This window comes from Blastococcus sp. SYSU D00813, from assembly GCF_054050735.1.
Genome location: NZ_JBJGZX010000006.1, coordinates 116,160 through 141,516 on the forward strand (window position 1 = coordinate 116,160; position 25,357 = coordinate 141,516).

Consider the following 25,357-nt stretch of genomic DNA (forward strand, 5'->3'; position numbering starts at 1 on the left):
GTTCCCAGCGCGTGCAGAACTCGGTCTCGACGTCGGGTCGATCGTTCCGCGACGATCAGTGTCCGCACGGGTCGCCTGTCGTGGGTCGCTCTCCGGTGGAGAGACCGACCGGGCGCGGCGAACTCATCGGTCGGGCAGCCGGTCAGCCGCCGCGCAGCACCTGTGCCATCTCCTCGTGGCCGCGGCCGAGGGCGTGGTCGAGTGCGGTGCGCCCGTCGGCGTCCCGGATGCCGGGATCGGCCCCGGCGGCGAGCAGGATCCGGACGATCTCCTGGTACCGCGGTGAGCCGTCGCCGTACACGACCGCCTCGAGCAGCGCCGTCCACCCGGGGTCGTTGACGTGGTCCACGTCGATGCCGGTCTGCACCACCCGGCGCACGTAGTCGACGTGCCCGCGTTCGGCCGCCGGGATGACCGACACCCCGCCGAAGCGGTTGCGGATCGTCAGGTCCGGTCCGGCCGCGAGCAGCACCTCGAGCATCGGCACGCTGCCGGTCACGCCGGTCACCAGCCACGGGGTGTCGTGCCGGCCGTCGAGGGCGTCGGGGTCGGCGCCCAGCGCGACCAGCAGCCGCGCGACGTCCACGTGGTCGTACGTGGCCGCCAGCAGCAGCGGCGTCCGCCCGGCGGCGTCCCGTACCTCCAGGCCGGCACCGGCGCGCAGCGCGAGGACGACGCCCTCGGCGTCCCCGGCAGCCGCGGCCTCCAGCAACCGGCCCGCCGGATCCGCGACGAGTCCCGCCTCGAGGGCGGCCCGCAGCGTCGCGGCGACGGCGTCCTGACCCCGCGACAGCGCGTGCTGCAGCGGCGGGATGCCGTCGCGCACGGGCGCGAGCGCGACGTCGGCACCGCGGGCGACGAGCAGTCGCACCGTGTCGACGTACCGCTGGCTGCCGTCGCCGTAGATGACCGCCTCGTGCAGGGCGGTGAAGCCCGGCCGGTTGACGTGGTCCACGGCGATCCCGGCCTGCAGCAGCCGCCCGACGACGTCCGCGTGGCCGCGCTCGGCCGCCCGGATCAACCCCGTTCCGTTGAAGCGATCGAGCGCTGCGAGATCGGCCCCTGCGGCGAGCGTCATCTCCAGCAGTTCGCGGTGGCCCTCGCTGGTCGTGATCAGGTACGCGCTCTGCTGCGTGGCGTCCTGGGCGTTCACGTCGGCGCCGGCGGCGATCAGCTCCCGGGCCCGGACGACGTCGTTCGCCCAGGCCGCCTCGATGAGGGCCGTGTCGAGCGCCCGCTGCTCCTCGGGCCCCGGCGGGGGCGGCGGGGGCGGAGCGGCCGGCGGCGTGGAGGGGGCGGACGACGACGGCGAGGCAGACGTCGCGGCCTCCCCCGCCTGCTCCGGCGGCGACCCCTGCGAGCAGCCCGCCACCACGACGGCGACGATCACGCCGGCCGCCCAGCGCGCGGCGCTCATCGCGGGAGCGGCAGGGCGACGACCTCGTACGGCGGCGCCGCCACCGGCTGCTCCTCGAAGTGGCTGTCGACCAGCAGCAGCCGGCCCCGTGCCTCCTTGCCGGTGGTGAGCACCCGGCTCGGGTCGGTCGGCGTCTCGTCGAGCAGCGTGGCCGAGCGCGCGGCCCGGTCCAGCCGCAGCGTGGTGACCACCCGGGCGAAGTTCCGGATGACGACCAGTTCCCGGCCGCGGAGCACGAGGCCGTCGGCGTTGGTCAGGACGGCGCCGCCGGTGTCGATCTCCGTGGCCTGCCGCGAGCGCAGATCGAAGCGCCACAGCTGCCCGGTCGTGCCCTGGGCGACGACGAGCGCCTCCCGGTCCGGGGAGACGACGATGCCCCCGAGGTTGAACTGGTTCGGCCCCAGCCGCACCGGGATGGTGCCGGTCGCGTCGGCCCACAGGCCGACCCGCCAGTGACCGTGCTCGTACGCGACCCGGAAGACCTGCGGGTCGTTGGAGTTGGTGAAGTAGGCCGCGCCGTCGGGGCCGATCGCGACGTCGTTGAGGAAGGCGTCGTCGACGTCGACGCGCAGGGCCGCCAGCAGGCGGCCGTCGGGCGCGTAGACCCACAGGTCCGGGCGGTCGTTGCCCACGCCGAGCCCGTTCGGGCCGCCCGCGATGTAGACCCGCCCCTCCCGGTCGGTGGTGATGCCGCGGGCGGTGGTCCGGCCGTCGGCGCCCTCGGGGAGCCACTCCTCGGTCCGTCCCGAGCGGACGTCCCCGCGGTGGATCTCGCCGCCGGTCACCTCGCTGACGTAGAAGGTGCGCTCGTGGCGGTCCACGCCGATGCCCTCGAACCGCGAGCCCCCCGGGTCGCCCCTCAGCTCGTAGGTCGCCGGGCGGCCGGAGTCGCCGCCATGGGCGGCGGCGGGCGACGCGGCGAGGAGCACCGGCACGGTGAGGGCGAGGGCGGTGGCGGGCACGAGCAGGCGGCGCACGGGATCTCCCGGGGTCGTGGGCGGACACCCACCGTGCCCCCGCCGGGACGGCCCGGGCATCGGGCGATCGGCCATCCACGCGGTAGCCGAACGGATGATGCCGCCGGCCCCGGTGGGTCGTAGCGTCGACGGGTCATGGACGAGGTGCACGGACGCCGCCGCGGCGTGCGCGGCATCCTGGCCGGAGACGCCCGGCTCGACCGGTGGCTGGACGTCGTCCTCGTCGTCCTCACCCTCGCCGCCGCGGCCCGGTACGTAGACGGGCACGGGCTCGGCGACCGCGCGCCGGCGGTCCTGGGGGCCGCGGCGCTGCTGGTGCTCGGCTACGCGACGCGTCCGCGATCGGGCCGTCGGGAGTCCGGACCGCTCGCGGCGGCCTGGTGCCTCGGGCTGGTGGTGGTCTGGGCCGTCCTGCTGGCGCTGGCGCCGTCGTTCGCCTGGATCGCGGTGCCGCTGTCCTTCGTCGCCCTGCGGGCGCTCGCCTTCCCCGCCGCGTGTGCGGTGATCGCGGCGATGACCGCCGGCGTCGTGGTGGCCTGGACGCTGATGACCGGGGAGGTCGACCTCACCGTCGTCACGGGTCCGGCCTGCGTCGCCGTGCTGACCGTCGCGGCCTACCGGGCGCTGGAGCGCGAGGCCGTCTCGCGCCAGCGGCTGGTGCGCGACCTGCAGGAGGCCCAGGGCGACCTCGCCGAGGCCCAGCACAGCGCCGGCGTGCTCACCGAGCGGACGCGGCTGTCCCGGGAGATCCACGACAGCGTCGCCCAGGCGCTGTCCAGCATCAACCTGCTGCTCCAGGCGGCCGAGCAGGCGTGGGGCACCCGCCCGGACGCCGCCCGGGACCACGTCTCCCAGGCCGCGGTGACCGCGCGCGACGGCCTGGACGAGGTGCGGCGCGTGGTGCGCGACCTGGCGCCGCCCGAGCTGGGGAGCACGGGCAGCGGACCGGCCCTCGTCGCCGCCCTGCGGCGCACCTGCGAGCGGGCCGTGCGGGGCAGCGGGGTGCGCGTCGACGTGCACGTGGACGGCGCCCCGGTCGACGTGCCGGCGGACGTCGCCACCGCGCTGCTGCGGACCGCCCGCGGTGCCCTGGCCAACGTGGTGGAGCACGCCGGCGCGACGGCGGCGACGGTCTCCCTGAGCTACCAGCCCGACGCCGTCTCCCTCGACGTGCGGGACGACGGCGCCGGCTTCGACCCACGCCGGGTCGGGGCGGACGGCGCCCGCGGACGCGGCCTGCCCGGCATCCGGGACCGTGCCGAGCAGTTCGGCGGCACGCTCGCCGTCGAGGCCGCCCCCGGTGAGGGCACCGCGCTGGCCTTCTCCATCCCGCTGGGGAGCTCCGGTGCCCGACGCTGAGCCGGGGCTGCGGATCGTGCTCGTCGACGACCACCCCGTCGTCCGCGCCGGGCTGCGCGCCCTGCTCGAGGGCCAGGCCGACCTCCAAGTCGTCGGCGAGGCCCCCGACTCGGCGAGCGCCGAGGACCTGGTCCGGCGGGCTCGCCCCGACGTCGTCCTCATGGACCTGAACCTGGGCGACGGCACCGGCGGCGCCGCCACGACCGCCCTCCTGCGGGCCCTCCCCGAGCCGCCGCAGGTCCTCGTCCTGACCACCTACGTGACCGAGGCCGACATCCTGGCGGCCCTCGACGCCGGCGCCGCCGGCTACCTGCTCAAGGACGCGCCGCCCGAGGAGCTGTTCCGCGGGGTCCGCGCCGTGGCCCGCGGGGCGACCGTGCTCGCCTCGGAGGTGGCCGCCGTGCTCGTGCGCCGCGCGCACTCCCCCGAGCCGGCGCTCACCGAACGCGAGGTGCAGATCCTGGGCCTGCTCGCCGACGGCCTGGCCAACAAGGAGATGGCGCGCCGGCTGCTGGTCAGCGAGGCGACCGTCAAGTCCCACCTCTCGCACATCTACACGAAGCTCGGCGTCGACAGCCGCGCCGGCGCGGTCGCCCGGGCGATCGAGCAGCGGATCATCCGCACCTGAGCGGCTGGCCGTCCGCTCAGGAGAGGAGCTGCTCCACCGCCGGGGCGGTCGAGACCAGCAGGGCGAGGGCGAGCGCGACGTTGACGAGCCGCGAGAGCCGTGGGCGCCGCAACACCGCCGTGAGGCCGACGCCCGCGAACAGCCAGCCGACGTGGACGAGCAGGACCAGTGCCGCCAGGATCGCGACCTCGACCAGCGTCTCGACCACCGGGCTGGACAAGCCGAGGTCGCTGCCGGTGAGCACGGTCGCGATGGCCGCGTACGCCTTGGGATTGGCCACCGCGAGCACGAGGCCGGTGGTCCATCCCGGAGGGGTGAGCCGACCGGCCGCCGACGTCAGCGGCGGCGCGGTCGCGATTCGAAGGGCCAGGTGGACGATGTAGGCCACAGCCAGCACCACGAGGACCGATGTGAGACCGGGCTGCGCCGTGAGGACCGCGCCGAGACCGGCGGCCACGGCCAGCAGGACCGCGAGCGTGCCCGCCACGACGCCGCTGAGGTAGGGCAGCGCCCGCCGCACGCCGAACGCGGCGCCGACAGCCGTGACGCCGAGGGTGGCCGGCCCCGGGCTGCCCATGACCACCAGCGCCGTCAGGACGAGCGACAGGTACGGCGGCACGGTGCGGGTCCGCTGCTCAGGGGCTGCATGGGCGGCGTCCTCTAGGGTCCGGGAGGTGCCGCCGACGCTAGGGACCGGCCACCGGGCCGGTCTTGAAGCCTTGTGCCGTCACGTGCCGTACGGCAGGTCCGGCTCAGCGGCGGTGCTGCGGTTCGGAGGCGGGGCCGCCGGCATCGAGCGGCTCGACGCGGCCCTGGCCGGCGAGGGGTTCTCGCCGCACCGGCACGACACCTATGCGATCGGGCGCACGCTCGCCGGGGTGCAGACCTTCCGGTACCGCGGCGAGGTGCGGCACTGCCTGCCCGGGCAGTGGCACGTCCTGCACCCGGACGAGCTCCACGACGGCGCTCCGGGCACCGAAGGCGGCTTCGGCTACCGGATCATGTACGTGGACCCGGAGCTGGTGCAGCAGGCGCTGGGCGGATCGCCGCTCCCGTTCGTCGCCGCCCCGGTGATCGACCCCGGGCGCGTGGACCCCGCCCTGACCGCGTTCCTGCGCGACATCGACGCACCGCTGGACGACGTCGGACGCACCGACCTCGCGGTGGCGGTCGCGGGCCTGCTCCAGCGGCACGGGACCACGTCCCGGCGCACGCGGACCGCCCTGGCGCTGCCCGCGGTCACGCGCGTGCGTGACCTGATCGGTGCAGACCCGACCGTCCGGCATCCCGTGACGGAGTACGAGCGGGTGTCCGGACTGGATCGCTGGACGGTGGCGCGTCAGTTCCGGGCGGCTTTCGGCACCAGCCCCAGCCGCTACCGCACCATGCGGCAGGTGGACCGCGCGCGTGCGCTCATGAGCGCGGGCCGACCCCTGAGCGAGGTCGCCGCGACGGTCGGATTCGCCGACCAGAGCCACCTGACCCGCATGTTCAAGCGCACCCTCGGGCTGACGCCGGGCGCGTGGACCGCCGCGCAGGCAGGGCGGGATCCTCATGACCGCCGCGCGGCGGCTGTGGCCAGCAGCGCGAGGGCCGCGAAGAGCAGCGCGGTGGCGCGATAGGAGCCCAACCCTGAGGCGAGGACCTCGCCCAGCAGGGGGCTGACGGCGATCGCACCGGCGATCGGCAGGTTGAACCGGCCGAAGATCGTGGCGTAGGCGGCGCTCCCCCAGCGGTCGGAGACGGCCGTGGCGACCGACAGGGTGTGCGTCCCGCGGACCGCGCCGGCGAGCACGGCGCCGAGGACCACGAGCGCGGGCGGCGCCGACACCACGGCGACGGTCACCAGCACGAGCGCGGTGAGCGCGACCTGTACCAGCGTGCGCAGCCGGGGCGTCCCCCTGGTGCTCAGCGGGAGGAACGCCAGGCGACCGAGCAGCTGCCCCGCGCCGACCAGACCGAAGACGATCGCGGCGTCCCGGTAGTCGAACCCGACCTCCTCCAGCAGCGGGATGTGGTTGAGCGTGACCGCGTACAGGCCGGCGCCGGCGACCGCGAGCCCGATCTGGGCGTTGCGGAACGGCCGACTGCGCGTGATCGCGGCGAGGAGGTCCCGGCCGTCCGGACCGGTGCGCACGGGCCGTTCCCACCGCGGCGTGAGCAGCAGCAGCGCGGCCGGTGTGGCCACCAGGCCGTAAGCCAGCGCGAGGAGAGCGAAGGCCGGCCGCCAGCCGAGACCGTCGATGAGCAGGGCGATCAGCGGCGCGAACGCCGTGGAGGAGACGCCGCCGGCGAGCGTGATCGCCGTGAGGGGCCAGGCGCCCCGCCCCGGGAACCACTGCGACGCGGCGGCGAATGCCGGCGGGTACAGGGTGCCCGCCTGGGCCGCGCCCACCAGCAGCCACGCGAGGACGAAGACCGGCACCGAGGTGGTCGCCGCGGACAGCGCCATGCCGGCTGCACCGGTCAGCGCACCGACGGCCATGACCGGCCGCGGGCCGAGCGCGTCGATCAGGCGGCCGGCCCGGGGGCCGGCAGCCGCCGCGCACAGCAGGGAGGCGGCGTAGACCCCGGGCACGAGGGCGGGCGGCCACGAGGCATCGGCGGTGATGCGGGTCGCGCCGACGGGCAGGGAGTAGTAGAGGATGCCCCAGCTGAGGAACTCCAGCAGGCACAGACCGGCCAGAGCGGCACCCGGAGACGGAGGTCGCCGCCAGGATGCGGCACCGGCAGGCGGCGTCGGCACGCGGCCGCCCGTCAAGCCCGCGGGTGCCGGTGCCGTTCCTCGGCGTCCGGCGGTCGGTCCTGCCCGAGGACCAGGCCGTCCACCGCGTCGGCGACCTGCTCGAGGGCGAGCGACGGGTCCAGGAGCCGGTGCAGCAGCAGCCCGTCGAGGGCGGCGACCAGCAGCGTCGCCAGCCCCTCGGGGCGGCCGGCGCCCGTGCCTGCCAGCCAGGGCACGAGCCGGGCGCGCGCGTCGGCGAGTGACCGGCGCATGAGTTCGCCGACCTCCGGGTCCTGCAGGGACGCTGTGATGAGCTCGGCGCTGATCCGCGCCGTGCGCGGGTCGTCGTCCCCCGAGGCGGCGCGCACGACCGCAGCCACGCCCGCCCGCCACGAGTCCGCGGCGGTCAGCACGGCCAGGGCGGGGTCGAACGCCTCCCGCACGGCCGTGGCGGCGACCGCGCGCCTGAGATCCGGCAGTCCGCCGAAGTGGTAGTGCAGCAGCCCCGGGTGGGTGCCCGCCCGCTCGGCGACCGCCCGCGTGGTCAGCCCCACCCACCCCCGCTCGGCCAGGAGCTCCAGGCCGGCACGCACGAGCTGCTCCCGCCGCCGCGCGCCGCGCCCGGAGCCGACGGCATCGTCGGTGGAGTCCTCCGGCTCCCCTCCACCGGAGGACCGGCCGGACGCGCCCACCGGCGCCCCCGGTGCTCGGGACGGCGACGCGGACCTTGACAGCGGGTTGGTCACTCGGCCAATTTGGCCGGGTGACCAACTCGCGTCAAGGGGTCGTCGTGGACTGGGCGCTCCCCGCGGGGAGAACGGACTGGCTGCTGGGCTCCGGGGCCGTGCCGGCCGAGCGGCGGCTGGTGTGGGGGGCGACCGCCGCGTCGGCCGGGCTGCTGGTCGTGGCGGCCTCGGGGCAGGGTGTGGCGTGGTCGTGGTGGCAGTGGGCGCTCGTGCTCGTGCTCACCGTGGACGTCGCCGGTGGGGTGCCGGCAAACGCCCTGGGATCGGCGAAGCGCCTCTACCACTCGCCCACCCCCGCCGGGACCTCCGCGGCACAGCGCCTGGTGCGCAGCCACGTCGCGTTCACGTCTCTGCACGTGCACCCGTTCCTGCTCGTCGCGGTGCTGCCCGACGGGACCTGGTGGTGGGCCGGCGCCTGGTACCTGCTGTGCCTCGGCGGGACCGCGGCGATCGTCGGGGTTCCGCTGTACCTGCGCCGTCCGCTGGCCGCGGCCATCGCGACGGTGGCGCTGATCGCGGCGCCCCTGGTCGAGGCACCGGCCGGGCTGGCCTGGCTCGGCCCCGTCCTGGTGCTGAAGCTCGTCGTCGCGCACGCCGTGCGCGAGGAGCCGTATCGGCCTGCCGCCACACCCGCCGCACGGGAGACGTCGCGGTGACCGAGGACGCCGGCCCGCAGGCATGGTGGCTGACGACCACAGGCGACGACGGCTACCGGGAACTGGTGCGGGTGCCCGACCTGTCCGTGGGCGTCTACCGGATCCCGGTCGGTGGCCATGATCCGCAGGGCCCGCACACGGAGGACGAGGTCTACACCGTCGTCAGGGGCCAGGCCCTGCTCGAGCTGGGCACGGACCGCGTGCCGGTCCGTGCCGGCTCGGTCGTCTTCGTCCCCGCCCGCGTGGGACACCGGTTCGTGGAGATCACCGAGGACCTCTGCGTCGTGGTGGCTTTCGGGCCCGCGGAGCGGTCGCGGGTGGACGGCGCCCACGACGTCGGACCTCGACCATGAGCGCCGACCCGGACGACGCCGAGCGGCTGCTCCGCGCACTCAGGGGTCTGCGCTCCACGCGGAGCTTCTCCGACGAGCCGGTCACCGCCGCCGACCTCGACCGGATCATCGACGCGGCACGCTGGACGGGCTCGGCCCGCAACAGGCAACCGTGGCGGTTCGTGGCGGTCATCGACCGCGTCACCCGGGAGCACCTCAGCGTCCTCGGCGCCTACGCCGCGCACCTGGCCGCGGCTCCCCTGGTCCTCGTCGTGCTGTCGGCGGACGACGGCCGGACCGACACAGAGTTCGACGTCGGCCGCGTGGTGCAGGCGATCTCTCTGGCGGCACACGCGCTGGGGCTCGGCAGCTGTCCCGCGACCCTCTACCCCGCTGCCAACGTGGACGCAGCCGCCCGGCTCGTCCGCGCCCCGGCGCGCTGGCAGCCACGGCACGCCGTCTCGATCGGTCGTCCCGCGCCGACCACGCCGCGCGGGACGTACGCCATCCCGACCGGCCGGCTCCCCGTCGACCGACTGCTGACCCGGCTCCCCTGACGCTCCTCGCCGAGCTTGCGGAGGAACGACTCCGGGAGCAGCGGACACCTGCCAGGCTGACCCCGTGCCGACGCGACACGACGATGGACGGAGGCTTCCGTGGTGGTGACCCAGCAGGCCGGGACGACGGTGGGCGAGGTGCTGGCCGCGCTGGCCGACCTCGAGGACCCCAGGGCGCGGGAGGTCAACGAGCGGCACGGCGACGACCACGGCGTGAACCTCGGCGCACTCCGCGCGCTGGCCAAGCAGCTCAAGGTCCAGCAGCCGCTCGCCGTCGAGCTCTGGCACACGGGGAACGGTGCCGCGCGCCTGCTCGCGCTCCTCGTCTGCCGCCCGAAGGCCTTCGAGCGCGACGAGCTCGACGCCATGCTCCGCGAGGCGCGCACGCCCAAGGTGCACGACTGGCTCGTCAACTACGTCGTGAAGAAGAGCCCGCACCGGGAGGACCTGCGGCTGACGTGGCTCGCAGACGCCGACCCCGTCGTCGCGAGTGCCGGCTGGGCCCTCACCAGCGACCGCGTCGCCAAGTCCCCCGACGGCCTCGACCTCGGAGCCCTGCTCGACGTCATCGAGGCGGTAATGAAGGACGCGCCGGACCGCCTCCAGTGGGCGATGAACCAGTGCCTGGCCACCATCGGCATCGAGCACGCCGAGCACCGCGCCCGCGCTCTGGCCATCGGGGAGCGGCTGCGGGTGCTCGAGGACTACCCGACGCCGCCGAACTGCACGTCGCCGTACGCGCCGGTCTGGATCAGCGAGATGGTGCGCCGCCGGGAGGGTGTCTAGGACCCGTGCTCGGCCAGCCAGGCCGCCCGCCGACGGGGCGAGGCCTGGGCCAACCACGCGTCCTGCACCACCTCGGCCAGCTCCTGCCGGCTGATCTCCCCGAGGCGTGAGGCCCGCACCAGCACCGACGGGTGCCCGTCGAAGTGCGGCGTGCTGAAGAACGGCGTCGACTCGTCCTGCACCAGCGCCAGCTTGTCGGCCTCCGACTCGACCCAGAACACGATGACGTCGGGGAGCTTCTCGCCCGTCTCCGGGTCCACGGCGTCGGGCCGCGGCGTCCGGAAGAACACGAACGACTTGCCGCCCACCTGGTAGACGGCGTTGCCCCTGCCACCGGGGACGACCGTCACGTGCGGCATCGCCCGGGCGAGCTCGTGCACGTCCTCGACGCGGGCCGGCCGGTCAGCGGTCACGGCGGGCAGCGTAGGCAGTCCGCTGAGAAATCTCCGCCGGTCCTGTCGTATCCACGGTGCCGGTGACGACCACGGGGTGCGTCACCCACCGCGGGTGGCCAGCCGACGAGGAGGACGACGTGAAGTACGTGATCCTGATGCAGGTCGACCCGGCCATGCTCGAGCAGCTCACCGCGGAGCAGCAGCAGCTGATCGGCGAGGGCCACGGCGCCTTCATGTCCGCGGTCAAGGAGAGCGGCGAGTTCGTCGCCACCGCGGCGCTCGGCGACCCGAGCCGGTCGAAGGTCGTGCGCGGCGGCGACCGGCCCGAGGTGACCGACGGCCCGTTCGTCGAGGCCAAGGAGTTCATGGGCGGCTACTACCTGGTCGACGTCGAGGACGAGGCGCGCGCCGTCGAGCTCGCCCTGCAGATCCCCGACGCCAGGATCCCGGGTCTGGCCCTGGAGATCCGCCCGGTCGTCTTCGAGGACCTGGGCGCCGGATGACCCCGCCCGACGAGGGTCTGTGGCGCGAGCTGGCGCCGCAGACCCTCGCCCGGCTGGTGCGCACCCACGGGTACGGCCGGTTCGACCTGTGCGAGGACGCCGTCCAGGACGCCCTCCTCGACGCGCACCGCCAGTGGGCCGAGCAGCCACCGGCCGACCCGCAGGCCTGGCTGTTCTCCACCGCTCGCCGCCGGTACGTCGACCGGGTCCGCAGCGACGTCCGCCGGCGGGACCGCGAGGAGCGCGAGGCCCGCCTGGCCGCGCCCCTCGACGGCGCCGCCCAGCAGGGCGACGACGCGCTCCTGCTGCTCCAGCTCTGCTGCTCGCCCGACCTCCCACGGCCGCAGCAGGTCGCCCTGACCCTGCGCGCCGTCGCGGGGCTCAGCACCGCGCAGATCGCCAACGCCTACCAGCTCCCCGAGGCGACCATCGCCCAGCGGATCACCCGCGCGAAGCGCCGGCTCGCCGGGAGCGGCGCCCTGCCGCGGCCGGCCGAGCCCGGCGACCGGCTCGGCCCGGTGCTCGACGTCCTCTACGTGATGTCCACCGAGGCCCACCACACCACCACCGGCGCGCCCGCCCGCGACGCCGACCTCGCCGCGGAGGCCGTCCACCTCGCCCGGCTGCTGCGGCGGGCGCTCCCGGACTCCACCGAGGCGGCCGGGCTGCTCGCGCTCATGCTGCTCACCGAGGCCCGGCACCCGGCGCGGGTCGGTCCCGGCGGCCGGCTCGTCCCGCTCGACGAGCAGGACCGCACGCGGTGGGACGGCGCCCTGGTCGCCGAGGGCCTGGCCCTGCTCGACGCCGTCACCCCCGGCGCGGCACCGGGTCCGTACCTCCTGCAGGCCTGCATCGCCGGGCTGCACGCCACGGCGCCCGACACCGGCTCGACCGACTGGGCCGAGATCCACCTGCTCTACTCGCTGCTCGAGCGGCTCACCGGGAACCCGACGGTCACGCTCAACCGGATCGTCGCCCAGGCCATGGTCGGCGGGCCGGACGGCGCCCTGCAAGCGCTCGACGCCCTGGCCGCGCAGCACCCACGCCTGGCCCGCCTGGACGCCGTCCGCGCGCACCTGCTGGAGCGGACCGGCCGCCGCGCGGAGGCCGCCGACGCCTACCGACGCGCGGTCGCGGCCACCGTCAACGTCGCCGAGCAGCGCCACCTCCGCGACCGGTTGCGCCGGCTGGACGCGGGGGGCCCGTGACCGCCGGTCGTGCTGCGATGGAGGCGTCCGCCGATCCCAGGGAGGCGCGCACAGTGGAACGGTCCTTCGTCGTCACCGGCGCAGCGCAGGGCGTCGGCCGCGCCATCGCCGAGACCCTGGCAGCCGAGGGCGCCGTGGTCGTGCTCGACACCGACCGGCCGGAGTGGGAGCACGAGCGGGTCGAGTTCCTCGCCGGTGACGCCGCCGACCCCGCCGCCGCCGTCCGGGCCGCCGAGCGGGCGGAGGCCACCGCCCCGCTCGCCGGGTGGGTGAACAACGCCGCCGTCTTCCGCGACGCGGACCTGCGCTCGGCCGCCGCCGGCGAGGTGCTCGCGCTGATCACCACCAACCTGGCGCTCGCCGTCACCGGCTGCTCCACCGCGGTGCGGCACTTCCTCTCCCGCGGCCGCGGCGGCTCGATCGTCGACGTGTCCTCGCACCAGGCCCAGCGCCCCGTCCGCGGCGCGCTGCCCTACGCGACCGCGAAGGCCGCGGTCGAGGGCCTGACCCGGGCGGTGGCCGTCGACCACGGGCCCGACGGCATCCGCACCAACGCCGTGGCGCTCGGCTCGATCAGCACCGCGCGCTCCGAGCGGTACCGCGCCGACCACCCCGAGGTCGACGCGCAGATGGCCGACCTGCACCCGCTCGGCCGCGCCGGGACGCCGGAGGAGGTCGCCGCCGCCGTCGCCTTCCTGCTCTCCCCCGCCGCCGGCTTCGTCAACGGCGCGGTGCTGCCGGTCGACGGCGGCCGCGCGGTCAACGGGCCGGACCCCGAGGCGCGCTGACACGATGGCGGCGTGTGCACCGTCGTCGTCCGCCGGTCGGAGGGGCAGCCGGTGCGGATCCTGGCGCTCCGCGACGAGTCCACCGCCCGCGAGTTCGACGACCCCGGCCGGTGGTGGCCGGAGCACCCCGAGCTCGTCGGCGGCCGGGACCGCACGGCCGGCGGCACCTGGTGCGCCACGCACGTCGGCACCGGGACGACGGCGCTGCTGGTCAACCGGCCGGCCAAGCGCGACGCCGATCCGGGCGCACCGAGCCGCGGCGTCCTCCCGCTCCTGGCGGCCGAGCGGGGCTTCGACTGGCCCGAGCACGTCGACCTGCGCGGGATGGCCAGCTTCGCGCTGCTCCTCGTGAGCCCCGAGCGGGCCGTCACCTGGGACTTCGACGGCTCCGACGTCCGCGTCACCGAGCACCCGCCGGGCACGCACATGCTCACCTCCGGCGGCCCCGAGGACCGCAAGGCCGACCGGTTCCTGGCCGACTTCGCGGCCGCCGCCCACCCGGAGGAGTGGCGCGCCCGGCTGGAGCCCCCGCAGGACGACCCGGGCGCGCTCGTCGTCCGCCACGAGGAGGACGGCGAGGTGTGGGCGACCGTCTTCGCCGAGCTCATCGAGGCCCGGCCCGGCGCCCTGCGCATCGAGCACAGCCGGCGGCCGTGGACCGACGAGCCCTGGCAGACCCTCGAGGCCGACGCCGGCTGATCAGGCGCCGGGAGGCCCCTCGAGCACCCGGGGCGCGTACTCCAGCAGTTGCAGCCGCCCGTCGAACAGGCGGTGCTCGACCAGGTCGAGGGCGACGTCGGGATAGCCGTCGAACACCCGGTCCGTGCCGGTCGCGCCGGTGATGACCGGGAACACCACCACCCGGTAGCGGTCGACCAGGCCGGCCGAGAGCAGCGACCGGCAGAGGCTGACGCTGCCCAGGGTCCGCATCGGCCGCGTCCCGCCCCGCTTCATCGCCCGCACCGCCTCGACGGCGTCCCCGCGGACCAGCTCGGTGTTCGCCCACGACAGCGGCTGCTCGAGCGTGGAGGAGAACACCACCTTCGGCATCGCCGCCAGCGCGGCGAAGACCGCGTCGTCGGCGGGCGCCTCGGCGGCGAACCCGGACATCAGCCGGTACGTCGTCGCCCCCATGAGGGTGGTGACCGGCTCGGCGCCGTCGGCGTCGAGCCAGGAGAGGTACTCGGGGCCCTCCATCCCCCAGAAGCCGGGCCAGCCCTCGGCGGCCCCGTAGCCGTCCAGCGAGATGATGAAGTCGACCATCAGCTCCGGCACGGCGGTCTCCCCTCGAACGCGTCCAGTCCCTGTGTCGACCTCGCGCGGCCCCCGGACTCATCGCCGCGGCCCGGAGCGCGTCCGCTCGACACCGCCGAGTGCGGGAACAGCGGTCGAGCCCGTCGGTGACGGCGGTGGTGTCCACCGAGCCCGGCCTCGAGCCCCGCGGCCGCGAGCACCGACGGGTGTCGGCGGTCCTGCAGTCCCTCCGCTGGCAGTAGGACCCGCCGCCCCCTTGACGTGGCGAAGGTTACGTCGAAAAATCAACGCGCTCGTCAAACCGGGTCGGCCGTCGCCGTCCCGCCTCCGAGGTCGACGCAAGGGAGCGCACCGTGGCCTATGTGATCGGGGTGGACGTCGGAGGGACGTTCACCGACGCCGTCCTGGACGACGACGCCGGGACGATCCTGGCGGCGAAGGCCCCCTCCACCCCGCCGGACTACTCGCGCGGGGTGCTCGACGTCCTCTCCGTGCTGGCCGAGCAGCTGGGCCGGCCGCTGGAGGAGATGCTCGCCGACACCCACCACATCGCCCATGGGACGACCTCGTCGCTGAACGCGCTGGTGATGGGCAACGTGCCGCCGGTCGGCTTCCTCACCACCCGGGGCCACCGCGACTCGATCTACATCATGAACGTCGAGGGCCGGTACCTCGGCAGCTCGCCGCACGAGCTGCAGCACGTGCTCGGCCAGAGCAAGTCCCACGGCCTGCTGCCCAAGAAGCACGCGCTCGAGGTCACCGAGCGGGTCGACCGCGACGGCAACGTCATCGTCCCGCTCGACGAGGACGCCGCCCGGGCCACCATCCGCACCCTGCTCGACGACGGCCTGCGGGCGATCGCCGTCTCGCTGCTGTGGTCCTTCCGCAACCCGGTGCACGAGCGGCGGCTGCGCGAGCTGGTGCACGAGATCGACCCCGACGTCTTCGTCGCCCTCTCCAGCGAGGTCAGCCCCCGGATCCGGGAGTTCGCCCGCAACGCGACGACGATCATGAGCACCCAGATCGGCCCCGGCCTGCGCGACTACCTCGGCACCCTCGAGGACGGCCTGCGCGAGCGCGGCCTGCGCGGCCCGCTGCTGGTCATGCAGAGCAACGGCGGCGCGGTGGCCGCCCGGCAGGCCCCGGCCACCGCCATCAGCACGGTCGGCTCGGTGCTGACCGGCGGCGTGATCGGCTCGGTGGCGCTGGGCGAGCAGCTCGGCCACCGCAACATCATCTCCACCGACGTCGGCGGCACGACCTTCCTCGTCGGCCTCGTCGTGGACGGCGAGCCGGTCCGCGCGACGACCACGATCATCAACCACCACCCGATCAACGTGCCCACCCTCGAGGTGCACGCCATCGGCTCCGGCGGCGGCGCCATCGCCTGGCTCGACGCCGGCGGCAACCTGCAGGTGGGCCCGCACAGCGCCCAGGCCGTGCCCGGCCCGGCCTGCTACGACCAGGGCGGCACCGAGCCCACGAACACCGACGCCAACCTCGTGCTCGGCATCCTCCCCGAGCGCGGGCTGCTCGGCGGCCGAAAGCCGCTGTCGGTCGAGCGCGCCCGCGAGGCCATCCGCACCCGGGTCGCCGAGCCGCTGGGCCTGTCGGTCGAGGACGCCGCGGCCGCCATCCACGCGGTGCAGAACGCCCAGACCGGCGACCTGCTGCGCAAGACCGTCGTCGAGGCCGGGCACGACCCGCGGGACTTCGTCCTCTACGCCTTCGGCGGGGCCGGCCCCGCGCACTGCGCCGCCTACGCCGCCGAGGTCGGCGTCGCCGAGGTGGTCGTCCCCCTCGGCCAGGTCGCCTCCGCCTTCTCCGCCTACGGGCTGGCCTCCTCCGACATCGTCGTCGCCGCCGAGCTGTCGGACCCGGCCGCGATGCCGCTGGACCCGGTGCGGGTGGAGAAGAACTTCGCCGACCTGGAGACCCGGGTCCGCGAGGCGCTCGAGCGGCAGGGCGTGCGCTACACGTCGGTCCAGCTCGACCGCGAGATCGACATGCGGTTCACCATGCAGCTGGCCGAGCTGGCCGTGCCGGTGCCCGGCGGGCCGCTCGACGAGACCACGATCGCCCAGGCGGGCCAGGCCTTCGAGCGCCGCTACGCCGAGCTGTACGGCGAGGGCAGCGGTTTCAGCGCCGCGGGCATCCAGGCCATCACCTACCGCGTCCGCGGCACCGGCGTGCTGCCCTTCTCCCCCCGCCTGCCGGAGCTGGCGGCCGCCGACTCCCCCGACCCGTCGGCCGCCCGCATCGGCAGCCGCCCGGTGAACCTGGCCGACGGCGCCGGCTTCGTCGACACCCCCGTCTACGACTACCGCGGCCTGCGCGCCGGCCACGTCCTGCAGGGCCCGGCCATCGTCGAGGTCCCCACCACCACCGTCGTCGTCCCGGCCGGGCGCACCGGCACCGTCGACCGGCTCGGCAACCTCTCCGTCACGCCCTCCGAGGAGTCCTCCCGATGAGCATGCCGATCCCCGGCTCCGAGCGGTTCGACAGCCGCCCGGTCGACCCCGCCGAGCTCGCCGCGTCGGTCCCGTCGTCGCTGCCGCTGCACACCGTCACCCAGGAGCAGATCGACGCCCTGGACCCGCTCACCTACGAGGTGGTGCGGCACCGGCTGTGGTCGGTCACCGACGAGATGGGCGAGGCCCTGAAGCGGATGTCGGGGTCGCCGATCGTCACCGACGCCAACGACTTCGACTTCGCCATCGGCGACGAGTTGGGCCAGGAGGTCCAGGTCGGGCTCTACAACACGATGCTCGTCGGCGCGGTCGACCTCGCCGTGTACTGGACCCTGCGGCACCGCGCGGCCAACCCCGGCATCGCCGAGGGCGACATGTTCCTGTGCAACGACCCGTGGGTCGGCGGCGGGCTGCACCAGAACGACGTCATCGTCTTCCAGCCGGTCTTCCACGACGGGGCGCTGTTCGCCTGGACCAGCGCCATCGCGCACGAGCCGGACCTCGGCGGCGTGGGCCTGGGGTCCTTCTCCCCCAGCGCCACCGACGTCTTCTCCGAGGCCCTGCCCACCCCGCCGGTCAAGGTGGTCCGCGACTTCCGGCTGCAGGACGACGTCGCCGACCTGTGGGTGCGCCGGTCGCGGGTGCCGATGCTGGTCGGCCTGGACCTGCGGGCCAAGGTCGGCGCCAACTCCATCGGCCGGCAGCGGCTGCTCAGCGTCATCGAGCAGTACGGCGCCGACACGGTGAAGGCCGTGATGAAGCGGATGATGGCCGACGCCGAGCACCGCCTGCGCGGCAAGCTGCGCGCGCTGCCCGACGGCACGTGGAAGGCCAGCGGCTACCAGGACCAGTCGCACGCCGGGGACCGCGGCCTGCACCGGATCACCGTCGCGATGACCAAGACCGACGACCACCTGACCTTCGACTTCACCGGCACCGACCCGCAGTCCGGCGTCATCAACTGCACCTACGCCGGCATGCGCGGCGGCGTCGTCTCTGCGGTGCTGCCGATCCTCGCCGGCGACATCCCCTGGGCCGCCGGCGGGCTGATGCGCTGCTTCGACCTCGTGTCGCAGGAGGGCACGATCAACAACGCCACCTTCCCGGCCGCCGTCAGCCGGGGCCCGATCGGCCCCGCCTGGCTGACCGGGTCGCTGGTGGCCGAGTGCCTGTCGCAGATGCTCGACCGCTCGGTGGAGCAGGAGCGCAGCGTGCAGGCCACCTGCTGCGGCACCTGGGACACCGCCGTGGTGGCCGGCCTCGACGAGCGCGGCGCCGTCCCGACGCCGTTCCTCAACATCTTCATGGAGCCGATGGCCGGCGGCTACGGCGCCCGGCCCAGCGCCGACGGCATGGACACCGGCGGCCTGTTCTGCATCCCGATGGGCCGCATCCCCGACACGGAGATGACCGAGTACCTCTACCCGCTGCTGACCCTGTGGCGCCGCGAGGAGCCCGACTCGGGCGGCCCGGGGCGCCACCGCGGCGGCGTCAGCGCCTCCCTCGCGGTGACGCCGTACGGCACCAGCGTGCCCATGGGCCTGGTGCTCGCCTCTGCCGGCAAGTCCGTCGCCCAGAACAACGGGCTGGCCGGCGGGTACCCCGGCAACACCGGCGTGGAGGTGCTCGCCCGCGGGGCGGGGATGGCCGACCGGCTGGCCGCCGGGGAGATCCCCACCGACCTGGCCGAGGTGGGCGGCGAGCAGGAGTACGGCGCCTGCTACGCCGAGAGCCACCTGGCGCCGGGCGAGGTGTTCTACATGCACTGGCAGGGCGGCGGCGGCTACGGCGACCCGCTGCTGCGCGAGCCGGCGGCGGTGGCCCGCGACGTCGCGGAGCTCAAGGTCACCGAGGACGGCGCCCGCGAGGCCTACGGCGTGGTGCTCACCGACGGCCGGGTGGACGACGAGGCGACCCGTGCCCGCCGGGAGCAGCTGCGCGAGGAGCGCCGCCGGCGGACCTCGGCGGACGGGCACGTGCCGGCCGCCACCGTCGACCTCGCCGGCGCCCGGCGGCTGGACGACAACCTCGTCGAGGCGCGCCTCGACGGGCACGCCGTGGTCGCGTGCGGGCACTGCGGGCGCGTCCTCGGCGACGCCCGGGCCGACAGCCGGCTGCAGCTGGCCCGTTTCGACGGGCCGTCCTCGGCCGCCGGCCCCCAGGTGACCTCCGACCCGGCTCTCTACGTCGACGACGAGGTCGTCTTCCGGCAGTACTGCTGCCCGGGCTGCCTCACCGCGATCTCCTCGACGATCGTCCCGGCGGCGCACGAGGACCACGTCCTCGAGCTGCAGCGCCTGCTGGCGGCGGCGCCGGCGGCGGGCTGACCCCACCTCCCCCACGGCCGTGCGCGTCCCCGACCGGGACGCGCACGGCCGTGCCGTTCCCCCGGACACGCCTCGCACCGCCGGGCCGCCCCCTGCCGCCCGGCTACGCTGCGGGCGCCCGGCCCGGGCCCCGCGAGACAGGCCCACGACATCGAGGAGGGCGGCTGCCGGTGAGCAGCGCACCCGAGGGGCGACCCAACGCCCGGCGCGACCTGGTCGAGGCGCAGATCCTGGAGCACGCCACCCGGCTGTTCGCCGAGCGCGGCTTCGCCGCCACCAGCCTGCAGGACATCGCCGAGGCGACCGGGCTGACCCGGCCGGCGCTGTACCACTACGTCAAGAACAAGGACGACCTGCTCTCCCGGCTCGTCCAGCAGCTCACCGAGGGGCCGGCCGAGGAGCTGCACCGGATCAACGCCGATGCCGAGCGCCCGCCGGTGCAGCGGCTGCACGCCATGGCCACGGCCGTCGTCCGCAACATCGCCGGGGCGCCCGAGCGGTTCCGGCTGCTCATCCGCTCGGAGGCCGAGCTGCCCGAGGCGCTGGCCGACGTCTACGCCCGCGGCCGGCGCCGGGTGCTGCGGGAGTTCACCTCGGTGATCGAGGAGGGCGTCGCCGCCGGGCAGCTGCGGCCGGTCGACGCCCGGGTCGCCGCGCTCGGCATCATCGGCATGTGCAACTGGGTCGCCTGGTGGCACAAGCCCGGCCAGGGCGAGGAGACCATCGCCGCCCAGCTGGCCGACATGGCCGTGGCCGCCCTGGCCGAGCAGGAGCACCGGGCCGGCGAGGGCGAGGGACCCGAGCGGGCCCTGTCGCTGCTGCGCCAGGACCTGGACTACCTGGAGCGGCTGCTGCGCGGCTGAGCGGTCACCCCTGCGCCAGGCGCCGGGCGACGTCCTCGCGCAGCCGCTTCTTGTCCAGCTTCCCGACCAGCGTCCTCGGCAGCTCGCCGACCCACTCGAGCCGCTCGGGCCACTTGACCTTGGCGACCCCGAGCGCCTCCAGGTGCGCCCGGACGTCGGCCAGGGTCAGCGGCTCCGCGCGTGCCACCAGGTAGGCGCAGGCCCGCTCGCCCAGCCGCGCGTCGGGCATGGCGACGACCGCCGCCCCGGTGATCCCGGGGTGCTGCAGCAGCAGCTGCTCGACCTCCTCGGCGTTGACCTTCTCCCCGCCGCGGTTGATGACGTCCTTGATCCGGCCCTCGATGCTCACGTACCGGACGCCGTCGATCTCGACCAGGCAGGCCAGGTCCCCGGTCCGGTAGAACCCGTCGGCGGTGAACGCCCGGGCGTTGTGCTCGGGCGCGGCCAGGTAGCCGCGGATCGTGTACGGGCCGCGGGCGCAGAGCTCACCCACCTCGCCGTCGGCGACGGGTACCTCGGCGTCCGGCTGGAGCACGCGGACCTCGTCCATCGGCGACATGGGCGTGCCGACGGTGTGGTTGCGCGCCGCACGCGGGGAGCCGGGCGGGGTCACGCAGAACAGGCCCTCGCCCATGCCGAACAGCTGGCCCGTCCACAGCCCGCGCTCCTCGAACCGGCCGAACAGCGCCTCGCTCACCTTCGCCCCGCTCAGGACGACGGTGCGCAGCGCCGCCGCGGCCGCGTCGAACGCCGGGTGCTCCACGGCCCCGTAGTGACCGTGGCCGAGCAGCACGTCGGTGGCGCCGGCGCGGGCCATGAGCGGCAGTGCCTGGTCCAGGTCGGGCGTGGTCAGCACCAGGCACCCGCCGACGCTGTGCGCGCCGTGCAGGCCGCAGACGATCCCGGCGTTGTGGATCAGCGGGATGAGGTGGGCGACCCGGCTGGTCTCGTCCCACCCCCAGGTCCGCGCGTAGGCCGCGGCGTTGTACCAGTACTCGGCGTGCCGCCGCGGGATGACCTTGGGGACGCCGGTGGTGCCGCCGGAGAGCTGGAGGACGGCGACGTCGTCGGGGTCGAGGCCGGCCTGGACGTCGTCCACCCAGGCGCGCGCGACGGCGGGGTCGACGTCCCGCCCGAGGTCCTCGAGCCGGTCCACGCCGCTGCCCTCCGGGGCGCCGAGAGCCACCAGGCAGCGCAGGGTCGGGTGGCCCTCGGCCTGCTCCCGGCCGAAGGCGACCAGGTCGAAGCCGCCGGTGCCCGCCTCCACGAGGTGACCGACCGCGCCGACCAGCCGGCTGATCTGGGAGATCTCGTGCGCGCGGTGGAACGCCAGGGCGCAGACCGGGACCAGGCCGGCCTTGAGCACGGCGTACCAGGCGAGGACCGACTCCTCCCGGTTGGTGACCTGGAAGACCACGGGGTCGCCGGGGCGCAGGCCGAGCGCGCCGAGCCCGTGCGCGATGCGGTCGGTGCGCGCGTCCAGCTCCGCGTACGTCAGCGTCCCGGCCGCGGTGACCAGCGCGTCGCGGACCGGGTGCTCAGCCGCGACGCGCCGGAGCTCCTGCGCCAGGGTCCGGGTACCCCACAGGCCGGCCCGGCGGTAGGCCGCGACCGCCTCGGCCGGGTGGCCGGGCGCCGCTTCCCGGATGGCGGTCATCGCTCCTCCTCGCCCGGTGCCGGGCAGGTCAGGTCGACGAGGTCGGCACGCCCGCTGACCAGGCCGGCCGCGGCGTCCTCGCGCAGGTCCGCGGGGACGTCGACCACGGTCAGCAGGCCGGTCGCCCGGCGCAGCCGCTCGCCGGCGTCGAGCCGGTCGAGGACGGCCTCCCGGTCGGCGGGACCGGTCAGCCAGAGGCCGGCGCAGCCGCGGGCGCCGAGGTCGCCGGCGCGCCGCACGAGGTCGTCACCGGCCGGGGACCACGCGCTCCCCGCCGGGACGGTCAGCCGGGCGAGCGTCCCCGGCCCGGCCTCGTCGGCCGCGGACACCGGGGGCAGCCCGGCCGCCGCGGCCCGCCGGGACGGAGCCGGCCCGAGCGGGCGGTCGAGCACCCAGTCGACGAGGTCGGCGCCCGGGTCCGGCGCGCAGCCGGCGTACTGCGTCAGCGCGCGGTCGACCACGTCGGGGCTGCTGTGCGCGAACCGGGTGAGCGGCACGTTCCCGGCCCGCGACATGTAGGCCACCATCAGCCGGTCGACCGGGAGGTCTAGCCGCTCGGGGAAGCTCTCCCACCACAGCTGGCTGCGGGTGGCCAGCCCCTGCAGCCGCTCGACGGCCGGCCGGCGGCGGGTCTCGTAGGCGGCCAGGGCGCCGGCGAGGTCGTCGCCCCCGGTGAGGGCCGCGACCAGCTCGATGGCGTCCTCCATCGCCAGCTTGGTCCCCGAGCCGATGGAGTAGTGCGCGGTGTGCGCGGCGTCGCCGAGGAGGACGACGTCCCCCGCCGACCAGCACCGCGCCCGGACGGTGCGGAACCGCAGCCACTGGGTGCGGTTGCCGATCAGCGGGTGCCCGCGCAGCGGCCCGGCGAAGACCTCCTCGAGGTGGCGCAGGCTGGCCTCGTCGGTGGCGTCCCAGGCCAGTCCCCCGGCGCCGGCGTCGAGGCCCGCACGGCGCCAGGTGGCCTCGTCGGTCTCGATGAGGAAGGTGCTGCGGTCCTCGGCGTAGGGGTAGGCGTGGGTGACGAACGTGCCGTGCTCGGTCTCCGCCGCCTCGAACAGCGCGGCGTCGAGGGCGAAGTCGGTCGCCGCCCACAGGTACAGCCCGGCGCCCTGCTCGACGGTCGCCCCGAAGGCGTCCGGCCGCGCGCCGCGGGTGGCGCTGTTGACGCCGTCGGCGGCGATCACGAGGTCGGCGTCCAGCTGGTCGGCCGTGACCCGCTCCCCGGTCTCGAGCACCACGCCGGAGCGCTCGGCGTGCTCCTGCAGCACGGTGAGCAGCTGGGTGCGGGCCACCCCGATCAGCGCGCCGTTGCGCACCTCGGTGACCGCGCCGCGGACCCGCATCCGCATGTCGTGCGGGCGACCCGAGGCGACGATGTCGCGCAGCGTGTCCGGGTCGGCGGCGGCCAGGTTCCGCTGGGTCCCGGCGGCCAGGCCGACCCCGAACCCGAACGTCCTCCCCGGCACGCCCTGCTCGTGGACGACGACGTCGCAGTCGGGCTGGGCGAGCTTCAGCAGCCGGGCGGCGTACAGCCCCCCGGGACCGCCGCCGAGGACGGCGACGCGGCGCAGCCTCATCGCGGGCCCCCCGCGGGGAAGCGACCGGCCAGCCAGGCGCCGATCTCCGCGGCGGCCAGGCTCGCGCCAGTGGGCTCCCCCTCGGCGATCGCGCCGCCGAAGTGCGTGCCGCGGACCCGGCCCGCGGTGAGGTCGGCGGCGCCGAGCGCGCGCTGCATCGCGGCGACGTCGGCCGGGAAGCAGGCCTGGTCGCCGGTCAGCTCCACCAGCAGCGTGGGGGCGGTGACCCCGGGGGCGCAGCGGAGGAAGTCGGCGTTGGTGCAGTTCACCGACCAGGTGGACAGCCACGCGTCGGGGGTGCTCAGCCGGCCGAAGCCCACCAGGCCGTAGTCGGTGAGGTCCGGCCGGCGACCGAACAGCGAGCCGTAGGGCCGCTCGTTGGGGTCCAGCGACAGGTCGACCGAGCGCAGGTCGGCGTCGGTCCGGTGGACGGTGAGCACGCGCGGGGCCAGCGCCGCCCGCCGGTCCCGCGGGTCGCCGGAGGCCTTCGACCGGGCGCGGGCGGCGTCGGCCTCGGCCGCGCGCTCCCGGGCCACGTCGTCGATCCGCGCGATGCGTGCGCGCTGGGCCCGGCGGTAGCGCTCGACGAACTCCGGGGCGTAGGAGGAGCTCTGCCCCGGCGGCGCGAAGCCGTTGGCCGGGTCGTAGGGGTCGAGCTCCGGGTCGACCGACAGCGGGTCGGCCTCGTCGGTGACGGACGGGTCGATCAGCCGGGCGAGCAGCGCCCCCTGCCCCGGGTGCGGCGCCATGAACACCGCGCCGTCGGGCAGGGGCAGCTCGGCCTCGGCCAGCCCCGTCGGCCGCCCGGCCGGGGTGGTGGCCACCCGGTCGCCGGGCGCCCGGCCGGCCTGCTCGTGGTAGTAGGCGAACAGCGTGCCGCCGCCGGAGTGCCCCAGGGTGACGACGGAGGCGTGGCCGCGGTCGCGCAGGAACACCTGGCCGGCCGCGACGTCGAGCAGCGTCTGCTCGTGCACCAGTGCGAGGTCGTTGTTGACCGAGCGGCTGGTCTGCGTCCACACGGCGAAGCCGCGGGCCAGCAGCTCCGGGACGAGCACGTGGTGGCTGACGTCCTGGCGCGGGTGCATCAGGCACACGACCGTCTCCGCGCCCGGCACCACCCGCAGCAGACCGGTCACCGTGGCGCCGTCCGCCGTCCGGAGCTCGTGGGCGGTGGTCACGGTGCTCGGGGGGGCCTCGGCCGCGGCGATCCAGCGCCCGGCGCCGAGCCGCTCGGTCGTCCCGGTCATGCCGGCTCCACCCGGAGCGCGTCCTTGTCCAGCTGGGTGACCGCCGAGTCGCGCAGGCCGGCGATGCACGAGTACCAGACCGCGTGCCGGCACCCGGTCGCCCGGCGGTCGACCACGATGGGCCCGGGGGCGGTGATCTCGAAGTAGGGGCCGATCCGGTCCACCGTCACGTCCGGTGCCCGCCCGGCGACCTCGACGACGGGCACGTTCTCCGGCACGTCGAGCACGTACAGGGTGGTCACGACCGCGCGGCCTCTCGCTGCTCCTCCCACGCCGCGGCCCGCTCGACGATGAGCTCGGCCTTGCGCGCCAGCAGCGCGGCCATGCTCGGGTCGGGCCCGGAGACGACGTCGACGAGGGCGTCGATGGTCAGCTCGGCGTCGAGGTCCTCCTGCGGCGTCACCGGCCGCATGGCCCGGGTGATCTCGATCATGTAGCCGTTGGGGTCGTGGGTGTAGATCGACTCGATCGTCTCGTGCTGGATCTGCATCTCCACCGGCCACGCGCTGGCGTCCAGCCGGCGGCGGTAGTCCAGCAGGTCCTCCTCGCTGTCCACGTGGATCGCCAGGTGCCGGGAGCGGATGAAGAACCGCGGCACGTCCTCGGCGAACCGGGAGTACGCGTCGCCCTGCGGCCCCCCCTCGAACGGCTCGAGCCCGAAGTAGTAGAAGAACGCCAGCCGGTCGCCGTTGCCGATGTCGAAGAAGAAGTGGATGAAGTCCGGGTGCTGCTCCGGCCCCCACCCGGCCGCGCAGATCGAGTGGACGACGGGGAAGCCCAGGACGTCGCGGTAGAACGCGACCGTGCCGGCGGGGTCGAAGGTCGGGTAGGCGACGTGGTCGACGCCGCGGACCCGGTGCTGCAGTTCGCTCACGGGGTGCTCC

Annotated in this window: 26 protein-coding genes; 14 read left to right on the top strand and 12 right to left on the bottom strand. The window is 75.5% G+C overall.

Annotated features, from left to right (window positions below; translation table 11 throughout):
• Positions 1–142: 142 nt before the first annotated feature.
• Both ACI8AX_RS06320 and ACI8AX_RS06325 read right to left on the bottom strand, forming a co-directional pair.
• Positions 143–1,417: an ankyrin repeat domain-containing protein gene (locus ACI8AX_RS06320; RefSeq protein ID WP_456548934.1), complete on the bottom strand. Its 1,275-nt coding sequence runs from the start codon at positions 1,415–1,417 to the stop codon at positions 143–145.
• Complete coding sequence (locus ACI8AX_RS06325) at positions 1,414–2,394, bottom strand: SMP-30/gluconolactonase/LRE family protein (RefSeq protein ID WP_456548935.1); 981 nt, start codon at positions 2,392–2,394, stop codon at positions 1,414–1,416. Before ACI8AX_RS06325 ends, ACI8AX_RS06320 begins: the two co-directional genes overlap by 4 nt.
• A 135-nt stretch (positions 2,395–2,529) precedes the next feature.
• Here ACI8AX_RS06325 and ACI8AX_RS06330 point away from each other — a divergent pair, with 135 nt between their 5' ends.
• Entirely contained in the window at positions 2,530–3,753 is a 1,224-nt protein-coding gene (locus tag ACI8AX_RS06330) for a sensor histidine kinase (protein ID WP_456548936.1), read from the top strand.
• Positions 3,740–4,381 (top strand): response regulator, encoded by a 642-nt coding sequence (locus tag ACI8AX_RS06335; RefSeq protein WP_456548937.1) that lies wholly within the window; start codon positions 3,740–3,742, stop codon positions 4,379–4,381. Before ACI8AX_RS06330 ends, ACI8AX_RS06335 begins: the two co-directional genes overlap by 14 nt.
• Positions 4,382–4,397: 16 nt before the next feature.
• Here ACI8AX_RS06335 and ACI8AX_RS06340 read toward each other — a convergent pair whose 3' ends face one another.
• Positions 4,398–5,000, bottom strand: coding sequence for a LysE family translocator (locus ACI8AX_RS06340; protein WP_456548938.1), 603 nt, complete (start codon positions 4,998–5,000; stop codon positions 4,398–4,400).
• A 142-nt stretch (positions 5,001–5,142) separates the two neighbouring features.
• Here ACI8AX_RS06340 and ACI8AX_RS06345 point away from each other — a divergent pair, with 142 nt between their 5' ends.
• Complete coding sequence (locus ACI8AX_RS06345) at positions 5,143–6,003, top strand: AraC family transcriptional regulator (RefSeq protein WP_456548939.1); 861 nt, start codon at positions 5,143–5,145, stop codon at positions 6,001–6,003.
• Here ACI8AX_RS06345 and ACI8AX_RS06350 read toward each other — a convergent pair.
• Together ACI8AX_RS06350 and ACI8AX_RS06355 are read right to left on the bottom strand one after the other, a co-directional pair.
• Entirely contained in the window at positions 5,934–7,127 is a 1,194-nt protein-coding gene (locus ACI8AX_RS06350; RefSeq protein ID WP_456548940.1) for an MFS transporter, read from the bottom strand. The genes ACI8AX_RS06345 and ACI8AX_RS06350 overlap by 70 nt on opposite strands.
• An 11-nt stretch (positions 7,128–7,138) precedes the next feature.
• Complete coding sequence (locus ACI8AX_RS06355; protein WP_456548941.1) at positions 7,139–7,699, bottom strand: TetR/AcrR family transcriptional regulator; 561 nt, start codon at positions 7,697–7,699, stop codon at positions 7,139–7,141.
• Between the two features lie 170 nt (positions 7,700–7,869).
• On the opposite strand from ACI8AX_RS06355, the gene ACI8AX_RS06360 reads away from it, so the two are divergent.
• From ACI8AX_RS06360 to ACI8AX_RS06375, 4 genes are all read left to right on the top strand, one after another.
• On the top strand, positions 7,870–8,508 hold the full coding sequence (locus ACI8AX_RS06360; protein ID WP_456548942.1) for a hypothetical protein: 639 nt from the start codon (positions 7,870–7,872) through the stop codon (positions 8,506–8,508).
• Positions 8,505–8,861 carry a cupin domain-containing protein gene (locus ACI8AX_RS06365; RefSeq protein WP_456548943.1) on the top strand — a complete coding sequence of 119 codons (357 nt, stop codon included), beginning with the start codon at positions 8,505–8,507 and terminating at the stop codon, positions 8,859–8,861. Before ACI8AX_RS06360 ends, ACI8AX_RS06365 begins: the two co-directional genes overlap by 4 nt.
• Complete coding sequence (locus ACI8AX_RS06370) at positions 8,858–9,397, top strand: nitroreductase family protein (protein WP_456548944.1); 540 nt, start codon at positions 8,858–8,860, stop codon at positions 9,395–9,397. The genes ACI8AX_RS06365 and ACI8AX_RS06370 overlap by 4 nt, the downstream gene beginning before the upstream one ends.
• Positions 9,398–9,496: 99 nt before the next feature.
• Complete coding sequence (locus ACI8AX_RS06375; protein ID WP_456548945.1) at positions 9,497–10,183, top strand: DNA alkylation repair protein; 687 nt, start codon at positions 9,497–9,499, stop codon at positions 10,181–10,183.
• On the opposite strand, the gene ACI8AX_RS06380 is transcribed toward ACI8AX_RS06375, so the two are convergent.
• Positions 10,180–10,596 carry an MmcQ/YjbR family DNA-binding protein gene (locus ACI8AX_RS06380; protein WP_456548946.1) on the bottom strand — a complete coding sequence of 139 codons (417 nt, stop codon included), beginning with the start codon at positions 10,594–10,596 and terminating at the stop codon, positions 10,180–10,182. The genes ACI8AX_RS06375 and ACI8AX_RS06380 overlap by 4 nt on opposite strands.
• Positions 10,597–10,715: 119 nt before the next feature.
• Here ACI8AX_RS06380 and ACI8AX_RS06385 point away from each other — a divergent pair, with 119 nt between their 5' ends.
• Genes ACI8AX_RS06385 through ACI8AX_RS06400 form a run of 4 tightly spaced genes read left to right on the top strand, consistent with a single transcriptional unit; the run spans position 10,716 to position 13,776 of the window.
• Positions 10,716–11,081 carry a YciI family protein gene (locus ACI8AX_RS06385; RefSeq protein ID WP_456548947.1) on the top strand — a complete coding sequence of 122 codons (366 nt, stop codon included), beginning with the start codon at positions 10,716–10,718 and terminating at the stop codon, positions 11,079–11,081.
• Positions 11,078–12,289 carry an RNA polymerase sigma factor gene (locus ACI8AX_RS06390; RefSeq protein WP_456548948.1) on the top strand — a complete coding sequence of 404 codons (1,212 nt, stop codon included), beginning with the start codon at positions 11,078–11,080 and terminating at the stop codon, positions 12,287–12,289. The genes ACI8AX_RS06385 and ACI8AX_RS06390 overlap by 4 nt, the downstream gene beginning before the upstream one ends.
• Before the next feature lie 53 nt (positions 12,290–12,342).
• The gene (locus ACI8AX_RS06395; RefSeq protein ID WP_456548949.1) at positions 12,343–13,077 is read left to right on the top strand and encodes an SDR family NAD(P)-dependent oxidoreductase; all 735 of its coding nucleotides are present in this window, start codon (positions 12,343–12,345) and stop codon (positions 13,075–13,077) included.
• Between the two features lie 12 nt (positions 13,078–13,089).
• Complete coding sequence (locus ACI8AX_RS06400) at positions 13,090–13,776, top strand: NRDE family protein (RefSeq protein ID WP_456548950.1); 687 nt, start codon at positions 13,090–13,092, stop codon at positions 13,774–13,776.
• Here the strand turns inward: ACI8AX_RS06400 and ACI8AX_RS06405 are convergent, their stop codons facing one another.
• Positions 13,777–14,352, bottom strand: coding sequence for a dihydrofolate reductase family protein (locus ACI8AX_RS06405; RefSeq protein ID WP_456548951.1), 576 nt, complete (start codon positions 14,350–14,352; stop codon positions 13,777–13,779).
• Positions 14,353–14,684: 332 nt separating this feature from the next.
• Here ACI8AX_RS06405 and ACI8AX_RS06410 point away from each other — a divergent pair, with 332 nt between their 5' ends.
• The 3 genes from ACI8AX_RS06410 (at position 14,685) to ACI8AX_RS06420 (ending at position 19,992) form a co-directional block, all read left to right on the top strand.
• The gene (locus ACI8AX_RS06410) at positions 14,685–16,802 is read left to right on the top strand and encodes a hydantoinase/oxoprolinase family protein (protein ID WP_456548952.1); all 2,118 of its coding nucleotides are present in this window, start codon (positions 14,685–14,687) and stop codon (positions 16,800–16,802) included.
• Positions 16,799–19,129, top strand: a complete 2,331-nt coding sequence (locus ACI8AX_RS06415; RefSeq protein WP_456548953.1) for a hydantoinase B/oxoprolinase family protein — start codon at positions 16,799–16,801, stop codon at positions 19,127–19,129. Before ACI8AX_RS06410 ends, ACI8AX_RS06415 begins: the two co-directional genes overlap by 4 nt.
• Positions 19,130–19,299: 170 nt before the next feature.
• Positions 19,300–19,992 carry a TetR/AcrR family transcriptional regulator gene (locus tag ACI8AX_RS06420; RefSeq protein ID WP_456548954.1) on the top strand — a complete coding sequence of 231 codons (693 nt, stop codon included), beginning with the start codon at positions 19,300–19,302 and terminating at the stop codon, positions 19,990–19,992.
• A gap of 4 nt (positions 19,993–19,996) precedes the next feature.
• Here ACI8AX_RS06420 and ACI8AX_RS06425 read toward each other — a convergent pair whose 3' ends face one another.
• Genes ACI8AX_RS06425 through ACI8AX_RS06445 form a run of 5 tightly spaced genes read right to left on the bottom strand, consistent with a single transcriptional unit; the run spans position 19,997 to position 25,347 of the window.
• On the bottom strand, positions 19,997–21,649 hold the full coding sequence (locus tag ACI8AX_RS06425; protein ID WP_456548955.1) for a (2,3-dihydroxybenzoyl)adenylate synthase: 1,653 nt from the start codon (positions 21,647–21,649) through the stop codon (positions 19,997–19,999).
• Positions 21,646–23,226: an FAD-dependent monooxygenase gene (locus ACI8AX_RS06430; RefSeq protein ID WP_456548956.1), complete on the bottom strand. Its 1,581-nt coding sequence runs from the start codon at positions 23,224–23,226 to the stop codon at positions 21,646–21,648. The genes ACI8AX_RS06425 and ACI8AX_RS06430 overlap by 4 nt, the downstream gene beginning before the upstream one ends.
• Positions 23,223–24,473 (bottom strand): hypothetical protein, encoded by a 1,251-nt coding sequence (locus ACI8AX_RS06435; protein ID WP_456548957.1) that lies wholly within the window; start codon positions 24,471–24,473, stop codon positions 23,223–23,225. Before ACI8AX_RS06435 ends, ACI8AX_RS06430 begins: the two co-directional genes overlap by 4 nt.
• Complete coding sequence (locus ACI8AX_RS06440; protein WP_456548958.1) at positions 24,470–24,715, bottom strand: hypothetical protein; 246 nt, start codon at positions 24,713–24,715, stop codon at positions 24,470–24,472. Before ACI8AX_RS06440 ends, ACI8AX_RS06435 begins: the two co-directional genes overlap by 4 nt.
• Positions 24,712–25,347: a VOC family protein gene (locus ACI8AX_RS06445; protein ID WP_456548959.1), complete on the bottom strand. Its 636-nt coding sequence runs from the start codon at positions 25,345–25,347 to the stop codon at positions 24,712–24,714. Before ACI8AX_RS06445 ends, ACI8AX_RS06440 begins: the two co-directional genes overlap by 4 nt.
• Positions 25,348–25,357 lie beyond the last annotated feature (10 nt).